This window comes from Mucilaginibacter xinganensis, from assembly GCF_002257585.1.
Lineage (GTDB): Bacteria > Bacteroidota > Bacteroidia > Sphingobacteriales > Sphingobacteriaceae > Mucilaginibacter > Mucilaginibacter xinganensis.
Genome location: NZ_CP022743.1, coordinates 643,759 through 664,029, shown reverse-complemented (window position 1 = coordinate 664,029; position 20,271 = coordinate 643,759). Strand labels below are relative to the sequence as shown.

The following is a 20,271-nucleotide window of genomic DNA, read 5'->3' as shown; positions in this document are numbered from 1 at the left end:
TGTTAAAGCCTGCAAATACTTATTTTGATTGACCTATTACATCCCACCATACAGCATTGTCCTGCGAGTCGGTACCTGCAGTAGGTACTTCTCTTGCAATGGCCGCGTTAACGCTTACACCATTGGTTGTCTGCTCAGATGAAGCATAAATATAACGCCTAACAATTTTCTTTGACGAATTGGAAGCTGCTACTGCAGGGGTAAGCACAGGATAACCTGTTTTACGCCAGATGTTCCAGCCCATGTGTCCGTCAGGGTAAGATGATACCCATTGCTGAACGGCAATGTTCTTTTCGTTAGCAACACCCGGAGTTGCGCTTACAGCAACGTTAGCACTGGTAAGATAAGTATTGGTAGGCGCATCAACACCCCATTGCTCAAATGATAATTTAACCCCGCTTTGGTAAGTAGCAACCAGGTCACCGGTTACCCAGCCAATGTTAATGGCTTCAGCCACAGCCAGTGTAGTTTCAGCAGCAGTAATAACGTTTACAGCAGATGCATCTTTACGTTTGTCTGCACGCATAATAAGCGCCCAGTCTGAATTTGCACTGATGTAATTATTTGCTGTAGTACGGTCAACACCGTAAGGTACACCATCGCTTGAAGTTACGGTACCACCTGTTGTTAAGTTAGGATCGCTGAATGAACCACCGAATACCAGTTGCCTGCCATCGTTGGTAGCTGCAGTGTAATCAGTAAGGGTTTTACTTTCAGCCCAGTCAGTTCTGCCATTGTAAAGGCCCCACCATGGTGATTTATATGATCCACCTGGATAAGTTACAGCAAAATTCTGTGCATTTGTAGTAATGTATCCACCAGCCATTGCTGCTTTAAACGCAGTAGCGTAAAAATCGCCTGCTCCAGGTACTTTTTTTGAAGCCTGCATAGAAACCAGCATAATTAATGAATTACCGGCCCTTTTCCATGCAGCAGCGTCGCCTCCGTAAAAAAGGTCTCCCGGTACAGTACCACCGTCCATTGAAGCTACAGCAGCTGCAATTTTGGTAACTATTCCTTTGTAAATATCCTCCTGCTTGTCATAAGCCGGGGTAATAGCCTTTAAGCCCTGTAAAGCCTGGCTGTAAGGAATATCACCAAACTCATCCGTTAACACCCAGTAAATATACTGCTGCATAATTTGAGCAACAGCAACCGAGTTTTTGCTTTGGTTAAGGTTAATAACGTTTTGCAAGTCGTACAGCGAGCCATTGTAGTTTCCGGTGAAGCCGTTTACCGGGGCGGTATATAATGATGTGCCCGGGTATTGTGTTTCAGAGAAATACTGTGCGTAAGCACCGCCGGCCATTGAGCCGGTTGAAGCATAGCCCGGTAGCCCGGCCTCAACATTTGCTAATAATGCTGATACTATTGGTGTTGTTACCGCAGTAGGATCCTGGTTTGTTGTACCAAAATCATTTGGTTTTTTACAGCTCGAGGCCCCCCATAACAGTAAGGCAGAAAGCGTGCATATATATATCTTTTTCATCGTGTTTTAAATATTTAAATTAAGTTTTCGTTCAAGTACACTGATCAGAATCCTACTTTAAGGTTAAATCCGAAACCTCTTGTTCCTGGCAACTGTCCTGACTCACCCTGAACTGCACTGATTTGTGACGGATCAAAGTCTCTTGATTTAGCATAAATTAACCAAAGGTCATGTGCCTGTATCTGGAAGCTAGCATTCTTAATAACATTACCAATTCCTAATTTTTTAACCGGGATGCGGTAAGAGATACCAGCCTCACGTAATTTTATGAAGGTAAGGTCATAAACAAACTCATCTAAAGTACCGTTGTTAAAATTGTTATGATAGTAATCATAAGCGCTAACATACATGCTAACCGGCTTGCCGTTTGCATCAACACCAACCTGGTGAACACCACCGCCATCAGCAACATTATCACGAACAGGGTTACCCTTGTCGTTCAAAGCTGCCGTACGGTAAGTGGTACCGCTGAATGCACCGAATGCGTTAGATAATGAAGCAAATTTACCGCCAAACTGGTAATCTATGTTAAAGTTAACAGAGAAGTCTTTGTAGATGTTAAATGTATTCTGGATACCACCTGTGTGCTTAGGTAATACGCTTCCAAAATAAACACTTGGATTTCTTTGGTAAAAACCGCTAGCATCAAGAATAGGAACACCTGCAGAATTGCGAAGGATACCTGAACCAAAGATCTGTCCCCAGGCCATGCCTGCTTTTTGAACCAGGTATGGAAGTTGTGAGAATGTGTTGTAAGCAACAATAATTTGCTGAACGTTGTATTTATTGCTGATCTCAACTACTTTATCCTGTAACAGGTTTGAGTAAGTTAAAGATACGTTCCATGCAAAATTTGGTACTCTTACCGGGTAAGCGTTAAAGGTTATATCAAAACCTTTTTTGGTAACATTACCAAAGTTGGTAAGGATAGATGAGAAACCTGAAGCACCGTTCACGTTAATTGATGAAGGGATACCTGTTTCAGCACCATCCCAGTAAGTACCTGAAATTCCGATCCTGTCATTCAGGAATCTTAAATCGAGACCAAGCTCTTTTTGGGTTACTGTAGAACCGTGGATCAGCGGATCAACGTTTTGGTCAGGAGTTGACATCAACAGCTGGCCATTGAATTTTTGAGCAGCTACGCCATAAGACGCACCCGGGTAACGGTAAGCGCCAAAAGTTTCGTTGCTGGTACCAAGCGCTTTAGGGATCTGGCCGTAGGTTGCACGTACTTTACCATAACTTAACCATTTATCCTGGCTTTTCAGCAAATCGCTAAACACGAATGATAAACCTGCTGATTTTGACAATACGTCATTTTTAGCCTGTGGCAGCGTTGAGAACCAGTCATTACGTAATGATCCGTCAAGGAAGATCAGGTCTTTCCAGCCTAAAGCAAGGTGGCCTAACACAGCATTGTATCTTTCCTGTAACCTTGTGTTGTATATGGATGCAGGGTCAACACTGTTTGAAATGGTATAAAGATAAGGGATGGTTAAGCCGTTGTTGGTTTGAGCACCATTTTCTTTATCGGTCCAGTTAAATTTATCTGTACCAAAGTTTGCGTCAATCTTAAAGTCTTTTATCTTTTTGCTGTAGGTAGCTAAAAACTCTAAGTTTTCGCGGTTCGAGTAGCTGTTGTAAGTAAAGTAGCTGCCTTTCAAGCCTGTTTGAACCTGGCTTTGCGCTAACTCGGTAGATTCGATATTCTCGGTCCACGTAGTATTTTGCTGTTTACGGTAAGTTAACCTGAAGCTTAAGTCGTTATTAACTTTATAGGTTAAGGCTATGTTTCCGTAAAAACGATCGCGGTTATAGTGGTCTTTTTCAAGGTCCTGGTAGGTATAATAGTTATACCAGTAGTTACCACCATAAAAGTTGGTAGGGTTGGCAGGGTTCCATGCAGCAGGGTCATTGTGGTTCCAGCTGGCATATTGGCCCGGGCCATATTGTAAGCCTCTTAATTCTTTCATGATTCCCATGTCAAGGTCACGGTGGAACCATTGGGTAAATGAACCTGAGGTTTGGTTAGCGTAACCATCCTGAACAGTACCTGTTTGTTTCTGGTTAACATAGTTAATGTTTGCAGATAATGAAAGGTGTTTGTTCAAATCATAGTTGTAGTTCAGGTTCAGGGTATTTCTTTTCAAATCCTGGTTAGGAATGATACCTTTTTGGTAAACGTTACCGTAGCTTAATTTAACGCTGTAATCATCACCTGCCTTGTTAAAGGTTATGCTGTTATCAAGCAAAGGCGCTGTTTGATAGAAATCAATAGCGTTATTAGGCTGTGCAGTCCATGAAGCAGTTTTACCGGTATATTTTGTTCCGGCATACCATGCGTACCATGGAATATACTCCTGTCCCGATAATTTAGGTCCCCAGCTGCTGTCATCAGAATAATCAGGGTAGTATTTACCGCTTAATGATTTCCAATGATCAGGGTCACCGGCTTTCCAAGTATACTGCTCAAATACAGGGTTGTTACCGCCACCATAAGTGTTCTGGTAGTTAGGCAAAATGTAAGCCTTGTCAAAAGTAGCACCTAACCTAAGGTCGATACCAAGGCCACCGTTCTTTTTAGCTTTAGAGGTTGTGATAACGATTGCACCGTTAGCACCCTGTGAGCCCAATAGTGCTGCGGCTGCCGCACCTTGTAATACAGTAACACTTTCAACGTCATCAAGGTTGATGTCGTCAGCATTTGGAAGGATAGTACCATCCACAACATACAAAGCGCCCTGGCCAGATCCGAAACCTGAAGCACCACGAAGCCTTACCTCTGTGTTACGGCCCAATGCTGCAGCCGACTGGCTACGAACCTGGATACCTGCAACCTTACCGGCCAAAGCGTTGTTGATGTTAGGCTGGCGAACTGTGTTCAGTTCAGTAGCTGTAACCACTTGCGCAGAGTTTGAGTTTGAACGCGCTGTTTGCTTGATGCCGTAACCACCGGTTACCACAACTTCTTTCAACTCATTTGCGTTTGTTTCAAGCGTGGCATTAATAACATCAGTAGCGCCAATAGTTGCAGTTACTCTTTTGTAACCAACAAATCCGAATGCTAATGATTTTGCTGATGCCGGCACTTTGATGGTAAATTTACCATAGTCGTTGGTTTGGGTACCAACCTGAGTTCCGGGTACTGTAACACTTACCCCAGGAAGCGGCAAGCCGTCCTCCTTTGAAGTAACTGTACCAGTAATTGTTCGATTTTGTGCAAATGCCTGTGTTATGCATAACACCAGGAAACACAAACTTACTAGTAAAAGTTTTTTCATTTCGTTAATAATAAGATCAGTTAATAGTTAATTAATCATAAAAGTAGTGTTACATTATCAATTTGTCAAGATAAATCTTAAAAAACATTGTTTTTTTTAAAAAAAAGCAGTTATTAAGCTATAAAACTTTCAATTTAATAACAATTTATTACATGGTACCTTGCATTGCACTTAACCTTGCATATAACAGCGAAACAGATTGACCGCTGGTTAAACCCCGGCTAAAATGTTGTACATTAAAACGTTACGAATCCCGATGCGGTGTCCCGGCAGATGAAAGGATAAGAAATGATAGTTTTCGACGGATTAGCGCCCTGAGGTGGAATATCGGCTATATTTTACTGTAATTCGGCTTAGCCTTAAAAAAAAATGAAAAATGGGCCCTTTAGCATCGCTAAAAGGGCCCATTAACTAAACTATTAACTGAACTGATTACGGATTTTGAGTAATATTTGGGTTTGCATTGATTTCGTACTGCGGAATAGGCATCTGAAACAGGTTACTGCCTGCCGAAATAAGTTTAACAGGGGCCTGCGGACCGGCACCGCCTGCCTGGTCGCCAAAATCCGACCGCTGTATGGCAGCATTAAGCCTTTTTAAATCAAAGAACCTTGATCCTTCAAACGCCAGCTCTAACCGCCTCTGCAATAAAATAGCATTGTAAAGATTAGCGCCCGTTTCGGCACCGGCAGCAAAACCAGTGTAACGGCCTGCTCTCAGCGTATTCAAATCGGCCAGCGCATTTGCCGGCTGCGACAGGTTATAGTATGCTTCGGCCCGGTTCAAATACACCTCGCCCAGCCTTAATGCTTTAAAATCTACCGTATTTGCTGCACCAGTTGCCCTGCCGAAGTATTTTTTTATGTAAACAAAGTTTTCGGAGTTAAAAACCGTGGTACCGGTATAAGCTGCTTTACGCACATCATTGGCAGCAAAAAGGTTATAAAACGCATTGTCAACCACGTACTCCGGCTTAACGCCCTGCGGGCTTGATTGCTCATAGCCAACCCCGATCGGAATTCCGTCCGCATCAATAATTTTTACCCTGAACAAAACTTCGGATGTAGCCGGGTCATCGCCGTCAAGCCATATCGATCCAAAGTTATCCGTGTTTGCAAGCACGTGCCCGTTAGCGCCGGCTTCATTAATACAGGCGGTTGCCGCATCTGCACTTTTTTGCCACTCGCCGCGGTATAAATAAACCCTCGAAAGTAATCCTTCTACAGCCGACTTGTTTAAACGTCCCTCACCATTATCAGCAGCTATTAATGACTGCGCCTGCACCAGGTCTGCAACTACCATATCATAGGCAGCCTTGTCCGGCGTTCTTGATGGCAGCAGCGTTGGGTCGGTTGAGGTTACATAAGGCACCCCCGGATCCTGCGCACCTGCTGATGCGTACGACTTGGCATACAGGCGCAACAGGTCAAAGTGCGACAGCGCCCTTAAGGCCAGCGCCTCACCCTGAACGTTATCCTTAAAAGTACCCGCCGAGAGGTGGCCCAGGTTGGTTAGGATATAGTTTGCCCGCAACACCGTGGTATAAGCATCGGGCCACATGTTCCAAACACTGTTTGAGTTAAAAGTAAAATTAAAAAACACCTGCTCAGACTTACGTCCCTGCGAACAAATGATCAGGTTGTCTGACAGTACATCAGGCGTGGTGGCCATTGAGCCGCCATCCTGGCCGCCATAATAATTGCCGCCCTTAAGTCCTGAATAGGTACCCAGTATGGCATTGGTAAAGTTAGCGGGGGATACAAACGCATTGCCCGCCGGGATAGCATTTGTAGGGCTTTGTATCAATTCCTTTTTACATCCGGCTAATGATAACAACATTAGCGATGCGTATATATATGTTCTCTTCATTTTTTTATCCTTTAGCGTTCGATTAAAAGGTTATGTTGGCACCAAATGTAAACTGGCGGGTACTTGGGTAGCTGTATAAAGTGTTCTGACCGGGAATCAATAAGCCCGATTCAACACTTCCTATCCCAACTTCCGGATCGCCGAAAAAATGGTGCGGATTAATGGTCAGCAGGTTCTGGCCCTGTAAAAACACCCTTAAAGAATACACTTTAAATTTCTGGGTGATAGCTTTAGGAAGGGTATAAGCCAGCTGCAATGTTCTAAACCTTATATAATCATCCTTTTGCAGGTATTGATCAGTTACGTAGGTTTGGTCGGCACCCGCGGCATCAGGTTTTGGAAGCACATTAACATCCCCTGGTTTTTTCCAATAGTTTAAAGCCAGGGTTGATTGCGCCTGGTAATAATTTGACCCCCACGCATCTAAATTCTGGTACACGTTATTATAAGTGTATCCGCCATAAGAATAAGTAAAGTCGGCGGTAAGTTCAAACCCCTTGTAGGATACGCTGGTGCCGAAGCCCCCATAAAATTTAGGGTTAGGGCTTTTGCCCGATTCAACCACCGCATTGTCGAAATTATAAGTTTCGGTTATGTTACCGTTTTTATCCAAAAACTGCGCAGCGCCGGTTTGTGAATTAACCCCGGCATACCTAACTACTTTATAGGTGTAAATAGCCTCGCCCGGTTTAACAACACCAACGCCGTTGCTGGCAATTTCATTTGCCCCGCTATATAAAGACGTAACTTTGTTTTTGTTATAGTTGATGTTTCCGTAAACACTCCATTTAACATCCTTATTTCTAACAATGTCGCCGTTTAGCGAAAGGTCGATACCTTTATTATATAAACCGCCTACGTTTTTGTACACTGCTGAAAAACCGGTGGTTTGCGATACCGGCAGCTGGAACAGCAAACCGCTGGTAGTTTCGTTATAATATTCAAACGAACCTGTAATGCGGCTGTTAAATAATTCAAAATCTATACCCACATCGCGCTTAAGCTTTTTTTCCCAGGTTAAGTTAGGGTTAGGGATTTGAGTAGGTATAGCAGTTGATTTACCGCCATAGTTCCCAAAGCCGTATAATCCCAGGGCCTGGTAATTGCTGATCCCGCTAAAATTACCGGTATTACCTATTGAAGCACGCAGTTTCAATACATTTAACCAGGTAATGTTTTTAGCAAAATCTTCAGAAGTGATCAGCCAGCCGATACTGCCTGCGCCAAAGGTGCCATAACGGTTGTTGGCTCCAAATCGCGATGAACCGTCATTACGGATACTTCCTGTAACAAAATATTTGCCTTTATAGTTGTAATCTACCTCACCTAACAATGATGCAATGGTATAAGCAGAATAAGAAGTACTATTTTTCCCTGAATTTGCCGAAGCGTTATCCTGCGTAGGCAGGTCGGGGCTTGGAAAGCCTTTACTTTCCAGGGTGTATGATGTAAACACATCCTTCTGAAACTCCTGAACACCCAATATGGTGAAATGGTGGTCGCTGTTGACATCAAATCTGTAGATAGCCTTATTGATCCAGTCGTAATTAAAATCACGCGATCCATTATCCGTTTTATCGCCGGGCGCCGCAGGGTCGCCAACATAGTTGTCCAGGATCGATCCGGGTTTGATAAAATACTCGCGGGTATAATCATTAAGCGTTAAACCAATCTGGCTCGAGATGCTCAGCCCCTTGATAGGATGAAAATCAACAGTGGTAGTATTATACCCGTTTAAATACTTCTGATTTTCGGGGTTATTCTTTAAAGCCTCCAAAATAGGGAAGCCCTGACTGGTTAAGTTATAAGAGCCATCCGCGTTATAAACCTTTTCATAGGGATTATAAGCATAGATTGCATAAAATGGGTTCTGTGCATTATACCTGTCTCTGGTTTCGTTTGTTGACCTTTCGCCCAAACTCAGGTTATTGCTCAGCGTTAAATAAGGCTTAACTTCTGTGCTCAGGTTAAGTTTGCCATTGTATTTATTCAGGTTTGATCCAACAACAATACCATCTTCATCATATTTCTGAAATGAAGCATAGTAGTTGGTCTTGTTCTCGTGCCCGCTGATCACCAACTGGTGCTGCATAATTTTACCGCTGCGCAAAATATCATCCTGCCAGTTATGTGATTGTGCAATCAGCGCATTAAATGCGGTTTGCCGCTGGGCGTCGGTAATCTGGGTAACATCAGTTGGCAGGTTATTGGCTGATAAATAATTAGCCAAATCGCCGTTGGTGTAACCAAGATCATACTCATACTGCAGCTTTTGTGCAGCACTCATCATCTGAAAATTATCAGGAATCTTGCGGTTGGTACCATATTGAAAGGTGTAAGAAATATGGTTTGACGATTCCGATCCATTTTTAGTGGTAATTACCACCACGCCGTTTGAGCCACGTGCACCATACAGGGAAGAAGCTGATGCATCCTTTAATACAGAGATATTGGCAACATCGTTAGCGTTAAGGGTGTTGTAAAACTCAGGCGCAGCTGCATCTGGAATCTGCACTCCGTCAACCACTAAAAGCGGCTGCTGGCTGGCATTAACCGAGCCTGTGCCCCGGATGCGGATAAACGCATTTGCGCCCGGGCGGCCATTTTCAGTGGTGATCTGCACACCGGCGGCCTTGCCTTGCAGCAGGTTATCAATACCGGGGATGGGTTTGTCGGCGATTTCTTTGGGCGATATGGTTGAGATCGCCGCAGTGTTATTTGCCCGGGTTTTGGTTTGGTAACCCGTAACCACCACTTCATCAAGCTCGCGATTGGAGGGTACTAGCACAACCGTTAGTGATGATTTACCGGCTACGCTAACATCTTGTGTTAAATAGCCTAAAAAAGAGAAAGATAAGGTGGCATTATCCGGCACCGTTAATGAAAACTTACCGTTAACATCGGTTTGCGAGCCACTGTTTTGCCCTTTTACCCGCAAAGTTGCCCCGGGGATAGGCTTTCCATCGTCTTTGCCCGTAACCACACCGGTTACTGAATGGCTTTGTGCAAATACCTGTGTTATACACAACATACTGAAGCACAAAAATGCAAGTACAAGTTTTTTCATAAAGAGTTTGTTTAATTACGTACTAAAAATACAAATAAAGAATATAATCGTATTATATAATCGGGTAAAATCCTACTCCCTGTGCGTGTGTAATTAAATTATTACAAGAGGAACAAAAATTTAAAACAAGCTGTGGTCTGGTTATCAGTTATTTAAAGTTACAAATAAACATTATCACAACATCAATAAATTGTAAAGGAAGCACCGACCTCCTGTGTGCGTAATCAAATTTTTACAAAAAACAATTATTTCAGTACTATGTATTGCATAATACAATTTAAAACATATATCTTTGTTGTATGATTGTTGAAAACACACAAACCCAAATGCGGAAAGGAATACTGGAGTATTGCATTCTTTCCATCATAGCAAAGGGCGAAACATACGCATCAGATATTATTGCTGAGCTGAAGAAAGCCCAATTGCTGGTAGTTGAGGGTACGCTTTATCCTTTGCTCACCCGTTTAAAAAACAATGGCCTGCTTACCTACAATTGGGTTGAATCAACATCAGGGCCGCCAAGAAAGTATTACATCCTGTCTGACGAAGGCAGAAAAGTACTGGAGCAGCTGGATAAGACCTGGGAGGAACTATCATTTGCGGTACAAACGGCTATTGGCAACAGAAAATAAACCCTGAAATCACTATTATCATGAACAAAACAATTATTATAAATATAAACGGCATCGTATTCCATATAGAAGAGGATGCTTACGAGATCCTCAAGAACTACATGACGGAGGTAAAACGTCATTTCTCCAATTCGGCAGACAGCCTGGAGATCACCACGGATATTGAAAATCGCATTGCCGAAATGTTTAGCGAAGCGCTGGAGAAAGAAAACAAGCAGGTTATTGTAGAGCAGGATGTTAACCGCATTGTGGAACAAATGGGCTCCGTTGCTGATTTTGAACATGCCGAAGGCGAAAGCAACGCTTCTGCACCATTCACCCCTTACAACACTGAGGGTCGCAGGCTGTTCCGTGATCCTGATGACCATCTGGTAGCCGGCGTTTGCTCAGGCATTGCCAACTATTTTGATATTGATGCGGTTTGGATCAGGATTTTATTTGCCATATTCATCGCTGTAGGCGGCACCGGCTTCCTGCTTTATATTATCTTATGGATAGTGGTGCCCAAAGCAATTAGCCGCGCCGACAAAATGGCCATGAAGGGCGAAAAGCAGAATCTGCAGGGTTTTAAAAAGAATTTTGAAGAAGAAATGAGCTCCATGCGTCAAAATCTATCCAATTTCGGCCATGAAGCCCGCCCGTTCGTTTATAAGGCCCGAGATTTTGTCGGCGATTTTTTTCATCACCTCGGTATATTTTTTAACGGCGCCGGCAAAGTGCTCATCAAGCTCATTGGCGTACTGGTGCTGCTGGCTTGTTTTGGCTTCGCCATTTTCCTGATCGTCGTATTTGTGGCCAGCATAGGTTTTGGTGCCGATATGGTCAACCACATGTTTCCGTTCAGGGTAATCCGGAATGAATTTGCCAACAATATTTTTGTTTCCGCCTTTTTAGTAGCCATTATCCCGCTGCTTACCATTATCATGATCATTATAAAAGGGATCTTTAATACCGGGCATGTGGGTAAATCAACCGGTACTGTATTCCTGGTGATCTGGCTTTGCGCCCTGGGGATGCTGGTATTTTATGCCGCTAAAATAACTTCCGGTTTCCGTGATTCGGCCAGCTTTACCGAAACCGTAAACTTAAAGGCTACAAAAGGCAATACCTATTACCTGAAACTGAACGATATCAAATATTTTTCGCACGAGGACAGCGTAAGGCTCGATATTAAAAATCATTTCCGCAATATGATCGTAACGGATGATGAATATAACGGCTTTCAAAACGAGCCGCGCAGCGTTACCATACATATAGAGAAAAGCAACGTTAGTCACCCGGTCCTCGAGGAATCGTTCAGGGCAAGCGGGCCTAATTACGAAGCAGCATTATTTAATGCACGCAGTACAACGTATATTTTTGCCCAGGAAGATACGCTGATAAAGTTTGACCATACCGTGCGCTACAAGCCAAACAGATCATGGCATGCTGAAGAAGTTGTGCTTACTTTAAAGGTCCCTTTAAACGCAAAGGTTATCATTGATCAAAAACTCGACAATTATGTTCAGGATATTAATTTATACGATTGCCGCAATTTGAACAAAACCGATAACAAAGCCAATTTTGCGGTATTTACCATGACTGATAATGGGCTGCAATGCAAAGTTGATACGCTGGTTATCAAAAAGGATAGCCTTAAAAAGGACAGCCTCAAAATTGACAGCGTTCGCTAAACTGCTTCCCCGGGTGTAATATGCTTGCACCCGGGGAAAGTTTTTTAAATTGCTTGCAATTAATATAAAGTGCTTGTATATTGCTTAATAATTAACAACAAACACTAAACTTTAATTACAGGCATGGAAAACTTAAAAAAATTAACAAAAGACGAAATGAAACAGGTTAAGGGTGGGTTAAATCACGCTTCGGTTGTGTATTGTAACGATGGTATGCAATTTGGGGAGACAGGTTTATGCGGCGATTATTCGGTAGACCATATTTGTGATTTTGACCAGGGCTTTAACCGTTGCATTAATGTAACCAACTAATTGCAAAAGAACTACCTAAAAAGGCCCGTATCTACGGGCCTTTTTAGGTTAAATTATTTTGGATTAACCACCAGGGATAATTCCGCGAATTTACTTTGGATCATTCCTGAATTTTATTTACTTCGATCAAAACATCAGTTTTATTTAAAACCGGTTCAAACCGGCCATAGGGAGGATAGTCCCCGAAATCACCTAATTCAAATTAAGGCGTACCAGATTCAAACCAGCATATCCTAACAAGGGTTTAAAACCTTTACTTTGATAGATATAATTATAAGGAGCGGATGCGCGGTATTGTCATATTCTTGTTTTTCTGTTTTTTTCAGCTGTGTTGCCAGGCGCAGAAGCCGGAAATGTACCTGGATGGTATCAACCCGGTTATTCAGCACGATAGCCATGGCGATTCCATACGCAAGTACTTTTCCTATACATTTTTTAATTATGAAAACTCCCGCTCTAAAAATAAAAAGGTATTAATTGCTGCCTTTTATTCCAACAAACTGGCGGTAAACTATCGCCAGGCTTTACAAAAGATCCCCCGGTTAAAACAATACGGCAACCCCGGATCGCAATCGTATATACAACTTTTTAACGGCTACGCAGGAAAATATGCGATCCCGATTTTTGATTCGTCCGGAATAATTATAACCGTTAATGGCATCAATCCACAAAACGTTAACCAATATCAATTCAGGGTTATTGAGGATAAGCAAAAAGTGGTATTGCCGTGGACGAGGCCAACGTTGTTTTGCAAAGCCTATTTAATGACTAAAATTGCCGATCCTGATAAAACAGATGAATTCTCGGCTTATCTGGGCCAGTTTAAAACAGCCTATGGGAAAGCCCTCACCTTCCAGGTACGCAAGCTCAGTACGCCCGATAGTATTGAAGCTTCGGTAACGGCCTATTGGGTAAAATGGCAGCCCCGGGTGATCGGGGTGTTCACGTTTGCGCAGCTGCCCGATTTTTTAAGCCTTTTTAAAAAACAGTGGACAAGCCCCTTGGAAAACCCCGATCAGCCCGATTGGAGTAAGGATGCTGCTTTGAAATTAAAAAAAGACTTTAGCTATAATGAAAATAACCTGATCTTTTATTTGGATGACATTATTAAATCAAAAAGCATCATTGAATATAACCTGGTAAACGGGAAAGACAGTACCGGCTGGACCGTCAATGATTTTGATTTTAATTTGGTTTGGCTCAAAAACCTGTCGCCTGGAAATTACCGGCTAAAAATACGTTACAGCGTACAGCGCAATAATATCTTCACCTATGCATTCGCCCTTCAAGCCGCCTGGTATCAAACTGTATGGGCTAAGGCTGCTTTAAGTTTGCTTGGCATACTGGCCGCCGGTTTTTTGTTATTACTATGGCGATCAGGAAAGCAGGCGGAAAAACTGAAAGAAGAAAGCACTTTAAAGCAGTTGGTGCAAACGGAACTCCGTTCTATCCGGTCGCAGTTTAACCCGCATTTTGTGTTTAACGCCCTCAGCTCCATTCAAGGGTTAATCACCAAAAACGATTCGCAAAAGGCGTCGAAATATCTGATCGAGTTCAGCAATTTAATGCGCGATTCGTTAAAAGCCAGCGACAAGGAGTTTGTAAGCATTTTTACCGAAATCAAGATCCTGGAAAACTACCTGGCGCTCGAAAAGCTGCGTTTTGGGTTCAGTTATCAAATTAAAGTAAGCGATGAGATAGACGCCAGCGCCCTCGAAATACCCGCTTTGTTTTTACAACCCCCGGTAGAGAATGCGGTAAAGCATGGCATATCGGCCCTACAGGAGAACGGGCAACTGGTTGTACTGTTTGAGAAATTGAATAACGACATGATGGTGAGCGTAAACGATAACGGCAAAGGGTTTAACCAAAATGATAATACCGGCGGATTTGGCCTTCAGTTAACTAAGGAGCGGATAAAATTATTGAACCAAACGCTTAACGGACAGCAAATAGAATTTTCAGTAACAAGGACGGATAATTTAACCCATGTTATTTTCCACTTTAAAAATTGGCTAATATGATACGAGCGGTAATTATTGACGACGAAAAAAACAATATCGAAAATATTGTGCGCTTACTAAAAAAGCATGAACTGCCGGTAAGTGTTGTGGGCTCGGCCACTAATGCCGACGATGGTGTAGATTTAATTACGGCAAGCAATCCTGATTTGTTGTTTTTAGATATCCAAATGCCGGATAAGGATGGCTTTGAAGTGCTTAAAGCTTTGCCGCATTACCAGTTTGAAGTCGTTTTTGTGACCGCGTTTGACATATATGGCATACAAGCAGTTAAGTTTTCGGCTATTGATTATTTGTTGAAACCGATAGACCCGGAAGAGTTAAAAGCCTCTGTGAGTAAGGTTGAGGCAAAGCTTAATAAAAGGAAAGCAAACCTTCAGCTTGAAAATTTAATGGAATTTATCAAAGATAAAGACGCAAAAAAAGACCACAAATTAGCCCTGGCATCTACTAAAGAGATTAGGTTTGTACATACCGGGGATATCATCCGTTGCGAATCATCAAATGCTTACACCGAGTTCTTTTTATCCGATGGAAAAAATATCGTCGTATCAAAACCCATTTTCGAATATGAAGAATTATTAACCAGCTATGATTTTATCCGGTGCCATCAATCGCATTTGGTCAATATAAAGTTTATCAAAAGTTTACTCAAGGAAGATTCGGGCTACCTGTTAATGGATGACAATACCAGGGTACCCATCTCCAGGAACAAAAAGGAAAACGTAATAAAAGCCTTACATACTATTAAAAAATAAAAAAACTCATCATGAAAAATCTTTTACTGGCAGCACTAATGTGCTGCAGCAGCTATTTAAGTGCCCAAAATTTATCGCCTGTTGCCATTGATGATAAAAAAATGGATGCCTATCTCGGCGGTCGAAAGCCTGCAACACTAATAATCGAGATAAAAAACCTCCCCGATTATGGCTGGGCCATTAAAAATGAAACCTTGTCAGAATTTTACGGACTAATTTCTGTTGCTTATTGGAATAATGACATGCCCCGCCAGGTTTTTAATGAAATAAACGCTCATCATCCTTTTTTTACAAGCAACGGTAGCGCTATGTATTACAATTACCTGGATATCTACGTCGTGAGCAAAAAACGCTTTAAAAAAGAAGAAGCACTGGTTGGCACCATAAAACTATTTGACAGCTTATTTACCCAGCAGCGAGCTGACGTGTTAAAACTATTTCTTTTAGAATCAGAGAAGGATAGTTATGCCCGGAGTTACCCCATAATAATCAATAGTATTAAAACAAGTTGGTGCAAGGAAATCGCAGCAACTGAATTAACTAAAGTTGATGCCAACCAAAAAAGAATAGATAGCCTTTTCGCCTTATCAAAAAAATTAGAAAAGGCAGATATTGGTACACCGTTAATTCGCTTACCTTTCGATGCCAGCTTGTATCAATTAGATACGGTAGCAAACATTGATGACTTCATAGTAAGCCTTAAATCAAAATTCCCCAACAAGGCCCTCATTATCGACTTTTGGGCCACCTGGTGTGTCCCCTGTATAGCTGATCTTCCCTACAGCAAAACTCTGCACGAGAAAAATAAAGACTTGCCTATAGAATATATTTATTTGTGTACCTCGAGTGGTTCAAGCGCCCAAATATGGAAAAACAGAATAGGAGATTTGCAAATTCCGGGTATCCATATTTATGTGAATGATAAAATTATCTCGAGGCTAAAAACCGCGTTGAATGCAGAAGGGGGATTTCCAACTTATGTGGTTATAGATATCAATGGCAAAGTAAATCAAACAAAAATCACACGAATGTCGGCTTTGGACAGGGCTAGTGTAAAAAAAACAGTGGGGCTATAGCCTATATGGTATTACCGACTTGTAGAGAACCTCAATTGCGCGATTAATTAATTGGAATTCCTTCCCGCCCCGGAATGTAATTAACAAAGTGGGTATAACTTAATTAAATTGAAGACACGCTTCGGTACAGTAAAAAACCGCAGCAGCCTGAATTTTGTTGGATTATTAATTTTAGATACCTTGGGCAAAGGCAAACCAGGCGCTATCATCATTAAAATTCAACCTGACAGCATATATATAAATGGATCTGAATAAAACCGCCCCGGCAATTCTGCAAACAAAACAGCATTTTGATATCCTTGACGGGTTAAGGGGCGTTGCCGCACTTTCTGTTGTAACGTTTCATTTTATGGAATGGGTGTACACCGATTCCAGCAAAAACTCTATCGGGCACGGTTTTTTGGCTGTCGATTTCTTCTTCTGCCTTTCTGGGTTTGTTATCGGCTACGCTTATGATGACCGTATTGCAAAAATAGGGATCCTGGAGTTTTTCAAATCAAGGATCATCCGGCTGCACCCTATGGTTATAGCAGGCTCGGTGTTAGGCCTGCTGGCATTTTTATTCGACCCCTTTGGCGGTCATCCCGAATTGTACAGCACCGGTAAGATCGTACTGGCATTTATATGCTCAATACTGCTTATCCCATTTCCCGTAATAACCGACCGTGGGTTTAACCTGTTCAGCTTTAATGCACCGTCATGGTCTTTGTTTTGGGAGTATATAGCCAATATTGTTTACGCCTTTGTGCTTTACCGCATCAGCCGCGGCTACCTGCTGCTGTTAATCCTGCTCTCGGCGGTGGCCATTTGTTTTGTATGTTACCGTTCGGGCAATTTATTGGGTGGCTGGAGCGGCCCCACCTTTTGGGACGGCAGCGCCCGCATCTCGTACTCTTTTTTAGCAGGATTGCTTATTTACCGTTCTAACCTGATCATCAAAAACAAGCTGGGGTTCATCGGCGTAGCTGTATTATTGTTCCTGGCCTTTATTGTGCCCTCGTCAAAATGGAACTGGCTATCCGAACCTTTAATCGTGTTGCTTTACTTTCCCTTACTGCTGGCGCTGGGGGCAGGGGCCACTTTATCACCTGGCTTAAAAAAGTTCTGCGTATTTTCAGGAAAGCTTTCCTATCCCCTATACATGACGCATTACGCCGCGTTATGGATGTTCGGCAACTACTACACCAGCCATAAGCCGGGTACTATGCAACTGGCTTTCATCATCACAGCAGGGGTAATATTATTGGTTGGGGCATCGTATTTAGTAATGGTGATTTACGATATCCCCGTAAGGAAATATTTAAGCAACAAACGGAATGAGCGGCTTGCCAAACAGAAAAATGGTGGTGTTTAAACACGTGTGTTATTAGTATAAATGTTCGATTAAGCGTTTCTACATAATTCGGTTACTTAAACCCAGCCCGGATCAGGATTAAAACCACCCTAATTTATTCAACATCAGCAGTTGATCTAAAAACTGGTTTATTCTCACTGTGGGATCTTCATTTTACCAGTGATCAAATGCGCACACTTGTTGTAACGTTTCCGAACGGCATCGCAAACAAATTTCAATTAAATTATTGCTTATCAGATAGTTGAATTAATGGCACGGGTTTTAAACACCTATCAATGAACTAAGTTGGTAACTTTCAATTTAGATACTCATTCAAAGAAATAAAGCTATGTTCAAAACGTATTTTAAACTTGCCTACAGGAATATCATAAAGGATAAAGCATATTCTATTATTAATATTACAGGACTAGCGATAGGCATAGCATCAAGTATCCTGATCTTTCTTTGGGTGCAAAATGAATTAAGCTATGACAAATTTCATAAAAATGCCAACCAAATATACCGCATCACCAACGATTTTGGCAATTCAAAAAGCGCAGCAAACTCGGCAGGTATGCCTGCCGGATTGAAAGCAGAAATGCCAACTATCAGGAACACGGTTCGTTTGGGCTTAAGTACTGCTACCCTGCTGCAAACAGGCGCCAAAAAATTTGAAGAGAAACGTGTTTTTTATGCCGATCCGAGTTTCATGGATGTGTTCTCCTATCCGTTGGTGAAGGGTGATCGCACCACCGCACTAAAGCAGCAAGATGCCGTTTTAATAACACAAGAAATGGCAACAAAATATTTCGGAAACGAAGACCCCATTGGTAAGGTAATAAGGAAAGACAATCAGGAAAACGTAGTAGTAACAGGGGTTTTAGCCAACATACCTGCGAATTCTGATCTTCAATTTGACTTCATTCTTCCGATGGCCTCCCTGGCCAAAACCTTTGACGATTTGAAAAATAACACCTGGGATAACTTCAATCTTTACGACTATGTTCAATTGGATAGGAGTTTTGACCCTTCCACCCCCAATTTATTACGGCTGGAAAAACAAATTGACCAGATTTTCCAGAAGCACAGCCCCGGAACAAAGGCATCGTTCCAATTGCAGCCCTTAACCAAAATCCACCTGGCCCCCGAAAGACTGGGAGACTTGCCCGGGCACGGAAATGCGCAATACGTAAATATCTTTTTTATCATCGCTATTTTGATTCTTGTAGTAGCCTGTATCAACTTCATGAACCTGGCTACCGCGCGTTCAGCCCGGAGGGCAAAAGAAATTGGCTTGCGCAAAGTGGCAGGCGCTGTACGGGGACAGTTGATCCTGCAATTTTTAAGCGAATCTGTATTTATTTCTTTTCTCTCCCTGTTACTTGCGCTCGTGATCGTTCATCTATTCCTGCCTGGATTTAATGAACTGGCCAACAGAAAACTCACCATAGATGTTTCAGATGCGAAGCTTTGGCTAAGTCTTATAGGGATTGCCTTGCTAACCGGACTCATCTCCGGAAGCTATCCTGCCTTATTTCTTTCCGGCTTTAACCCGGTTAAAGTACTCAAAGGGAATGTAAAGTCAATGGGTGGCAATTTATTGTTCCGCAACGCGTTGGTTGTAATCCAATTCATGGTCTCTATCGTCTTGTTGGTGGGCACAGGTGTTATCTATAATCAACTTAAGTATATCAAAGATAGAAGTCCCGGCTTCGAGAAGGCTAACCTATTGTATATACCAATGACGGGGGATATCTGGAACAAGCAACAGGCTTTTAAAGATGCGTTAACCCAAAACCCGCTAACAAGCGATTTTGCTATCACTTCTGATTTGCCCACCAACCTGGGGGGCTGGACAATTAGCGTAGGATGGGATGGGAAAGATCCCCACTCACAGATCTCCATCCCGGTAATGGCAGTAAATGAAGATTTCGTACACGCATTCAGAATGAAGTTATTGAATGGCCGAAGTTTTTCAAGGGCATTTAAGACCGATTCAAATAACTACATGATTAACGAAAAAATGGCGGGTATTATGGGTTTAAACGCTAATACTGCTGTGGGTAAACCTTTAACGCTGTGGGGTAACAAGGGCACTATTGTCGGCGTGGTAAAAGACTTTAATTTTAAGCCAATACAGCAGGCCATCGAACCATTGGTTATGCCTTTTAATAAGATGGGCGGTTTTGCAGTGGTGCGGACACAACCCGGAAAAACCAATGCTACCATAAAGGCTTTAACAACAATCAGCAGGGATCTCAACCCGGCCTACCCTTTCAAATTTAATTTTCTTGACCAGGACCTTGCCAATCTTTATAAAGGCGAACAACAAATGGGTAATATATTTAACCTGTTCGCTATTTTGGGCATTTTTATCTCCTGCCTGGGCTTATACGGCTTATCTGCCTTTATGGCCGAACAGCGCACCAAAGAGGTTGGTGTACGCAAAGTATTAGGCGCATCTGTATTAAACCTGGTTTATTTATTATCGTCCGGCATCACCAGGTTAATCCTGATTGCTATAGCTATAGCTGTACCACTTTCCCGGTACCTGGTGAACAGTTGGCTGGCGGGCTTTGCCTACCATATTGATGTCAGCTGGCTGGTATTTTTCACGGCATCGCTGGCAGCATTGAGCATTGCCTTGCTTACGGTTAGTTATGAATCTGTTAAAGCAGCAATTGTTAACCCTATAAAGAGTTTAAGAACAGAATAAGGCATATCCGTTTTTACGATGCTCCTATTTCTGGAACTTAC

12 protein-coding genes are annotated in these 20,271 nt (G+C 42.4%); 8 read left to right on the top strand and 4 right to left on the bottom strand.

Annotation, left to right across the window (positions count from 1 at the left end):
* Positions 1-19 precede the first annotated feature (19 nt).
* The 4 genes from MuYL_RS03005 to MuYL_RS02990 form a co-directional block, all read right to left on the bottom strand.
* Positions 20-1,489 (bottom strand): SusD/RagB family nutrient-binding outer membrane lipoprotein, encoded by a 1,470-nt coding sequence (locus MuYL_RS03005; RefSeq protein WP_094569116.1) that lies wholly within the window; start codon positions 1,487-1,489, stop codon positions 20-22.
* A 44-nt stretch (positions 1,490-1,533) separates the two neighbouring features.
* Positions 1,534-4,773, bottom strand: a complete 3,240-nt coding sequence (locus tag MuYL_RS03000; RefSeq protein WP_094569115.1) for a SusC/RagA family TonB-linked outer membrane protein — start codon at positions 4,771-4,773, stop codon at positions 1,534-1,536.
* A 432-nt stretch (positions 4,774-5,205) separates the two neighbouring features.
* The gene (locus MuYL_RS02995; RefSeq protein ID WP_094569114.1) at positions 5,206-6,642 is read right to left on the bottom strand and encodes a RagB/SusD family nutrient uptake outer membrane protein; all 1,437 of its coding nucleotides are present in this window, start codon (positions 6,640-6,642) and stop codon (positions 5,206-5,208) included.
* A 22-nt stretch (positions 6,643-6,664) separates the two neighbouring features.
* A complete protein-coding gene (locus MuYL_RS02990; RefSeq protein WP_094569113.1) occupies positions 6,665-9,709 on the bottom strand; it encodes a SusC/RagA family TonB-linked outer membrane protein in 3,045 nt (1,014 codons plus the stop codon).
* Between the two features lie 299 nt (positions 9,710-10,008).
* Between MuYL_RS02990 and MuYL_RS02985 the strand changes: the two genes are divergently transcribed.
* The 8 genes from MuYL_RS02985 (at position 10,009) to MuYL_RS02950 (ending at position 20,230) form a co-directional block, all read left to right on the top strand.
* Complete coding sequence (locus MuYL_RS02985) at positions 10,009-10,341, top strand: PadR family transcriptional regulator (RefSeq protein WP_094569112.1); 333 nt, start codon at positions 10,009-10,011, stop codon at positions 10,339-10,341.
* A gap of 20 nt (positions 10,342-10,361) precedes the next feature.
* Positions 10,362-12,014 (top strand): PspC domain-containing protein, encoded by a 1,653-nt coding sequence (locus tag MuYL_RS02980; RefSeq protein WP_094569111.1) that lies wholly within the window; start codon positions 10,362-10,364, stop codon positions 12,012-12,014.
* Positions 12,015-12,137: 123 nt separating this feature from the next.
* Entirely contained in the window at positions 12,138-12,326 is a 189-nt protein-coding gene (locus MuYL_RS02975) for a bacteriocin-like protein (protein ID WP_094569110.1), read from the top strand.
* Between the two features lie 284 nt (positions 12,327-12,610).
* Entirely contained in the window at positions 12,611-14,350 is a 1,740-nt protein-coding gene (locus MuYL_RS02970; protein WP_094569109.1) for a sensor histidine kinase, read from the top strand.
* Positions 14,347-15,105: a LytR/AlgR family response regulator transcription factor gene (locus tag MuYL_RS02965; RefSeq protein WP_094569108.1), complete on the top strand. Its 759-nt coding sequence runs from the start codon at positions 14,347-14,349 to the stop codon at positions 15,103-15,105. Before MuYL_RS02970 ends, MuYL_RS02965 begins: the two co-directional genes overlap by 4 nt.
* Before the next feature lie 11 nt (positions 15,106-15,116).
* Positions 15,117-16,181 carry a TlpA family protein disulfide reductase gene (locus MuYL_RS02960; RefSeq protein WP_094569107.1) on the top strand — a complete coding sequence of 355 codons (1,065 nt, stop codon included), beginning with the start codon at positions 15,117-15,119 and terminating at the stop codon, positions 16,179-16,181.
* A 241-nt stretch (positions 16,182-16,422) separates the two neighbouring features.
* Positions 16,423-17,535: an acyltransferase family protein gene (locus MuYL_RS02955; protein ID WP_094569106.1), complete on the top strand. Its 1,113-nt coding sequence runs from the start codon at positions 16,423-16,425 to the stop codon at positions 17,533-17,535.
* A 328-nt stretch (positions 17,536-17,863) separates the two neighbouring features.
* A complete protein-coding gene (locus MuYL_RS02950) occupies positions 17,864-20,230 on the top strand; it encodes an ABC transporter permease (RefSeq protein ID WP_094569105.1) in 2,367 nt (788 codons plus the stop codon).
* The last annotated feature ends 41 nt before the right edge of the window (positions 20,231-20,271 follow it).

Excerpts from the sequence above, each read along its gene's own strand:
- MuYL_RS02950 (WP_094569105.1), top strand. The coding sequence starts at position 17,864 with ATGTTCAAAACGTATTTTAAACTTGCCTACAGGAATATCATAAAGGAT.
- MuYL_RS02970 (WP_094569109.1), top strand. The coding sequence starts at position 12,611 with ATGCGCGGTATTGTCATATTCTTGTTTTTCTGTTTTTTTCAGCTGTGT.
- MuYL_RS02955 (WP_094569106.1), top strand. The coding sequence starts at position 16,423 with ATGGATCTGAATAAAACCGCCCCGGCAATTCTGCAAACAAAACAGCAT.
- MuYL_RS03005 (WP_094569116.1), bottom strand. The coding sequence starts at position 1,489 with ATGAAAAAGATATATATATGCACGCTTTCTGCCTTACTGTTATGGGGG.
- MuYL_RS02965 (WP_094569108.1), top strand. The coding sequence starts at position 14,347 with ATGATACGAGCGGTAATTATTGACGACGAAAAAAACAATATCGAAAAT.
- MuYL_RS03000 (WP_094569115.1), bottom strand. The coding sequence starts at position 4,773 with ATGAAAAAACTTTTACTAGTAAGTTTGTGTTTCCTGGTGTTATGCATA.
- MuYL_RS02985 (WP_094569112.1), top strand. The coding sequence starts at position 10,009 with ATGATTGTTGAAAACACACAAACCCAAATGCGGAAAGGAATACTGGAG.
- MuYL_RS02990 (WP_094569113.1), bottom strand. The coding sequence starts at position 9,709 with ATGAAAAAACTTGTACTTGCATTTTTGTGCTTCAGTATGTTGTGTATA.
- MuYL_RS02995 (WP_094569114.1), bottom strand. The coding sequence starts at position 6,642 with ATGAAGAGAACATATATATACGCATCGCTAATGTTGTTATCATTAGCC.
- MuYL_RS02975 (WP_094569110.1), top strand. The coding sequence starts at position 12,138 with ATGGAAAACTTAAAAAAATTAACAAAAGACGAAATGAAACAGGTTAAG.
- MuYL_RS02960 (WP_094569107.1), top strand. The coding sequence starts at position 15,117 with ATGAAAAATCTTTTACTGGCAGCACTAATGTGCTGCAGCAGCTATTTA.
- MuYL_RS02980 (WP_094569111.1), top strand. The coding sequence starts at position 10,362 with ATGAACAAAACAATTATTATAAATATAAACGGCATCGTATTCCATATA.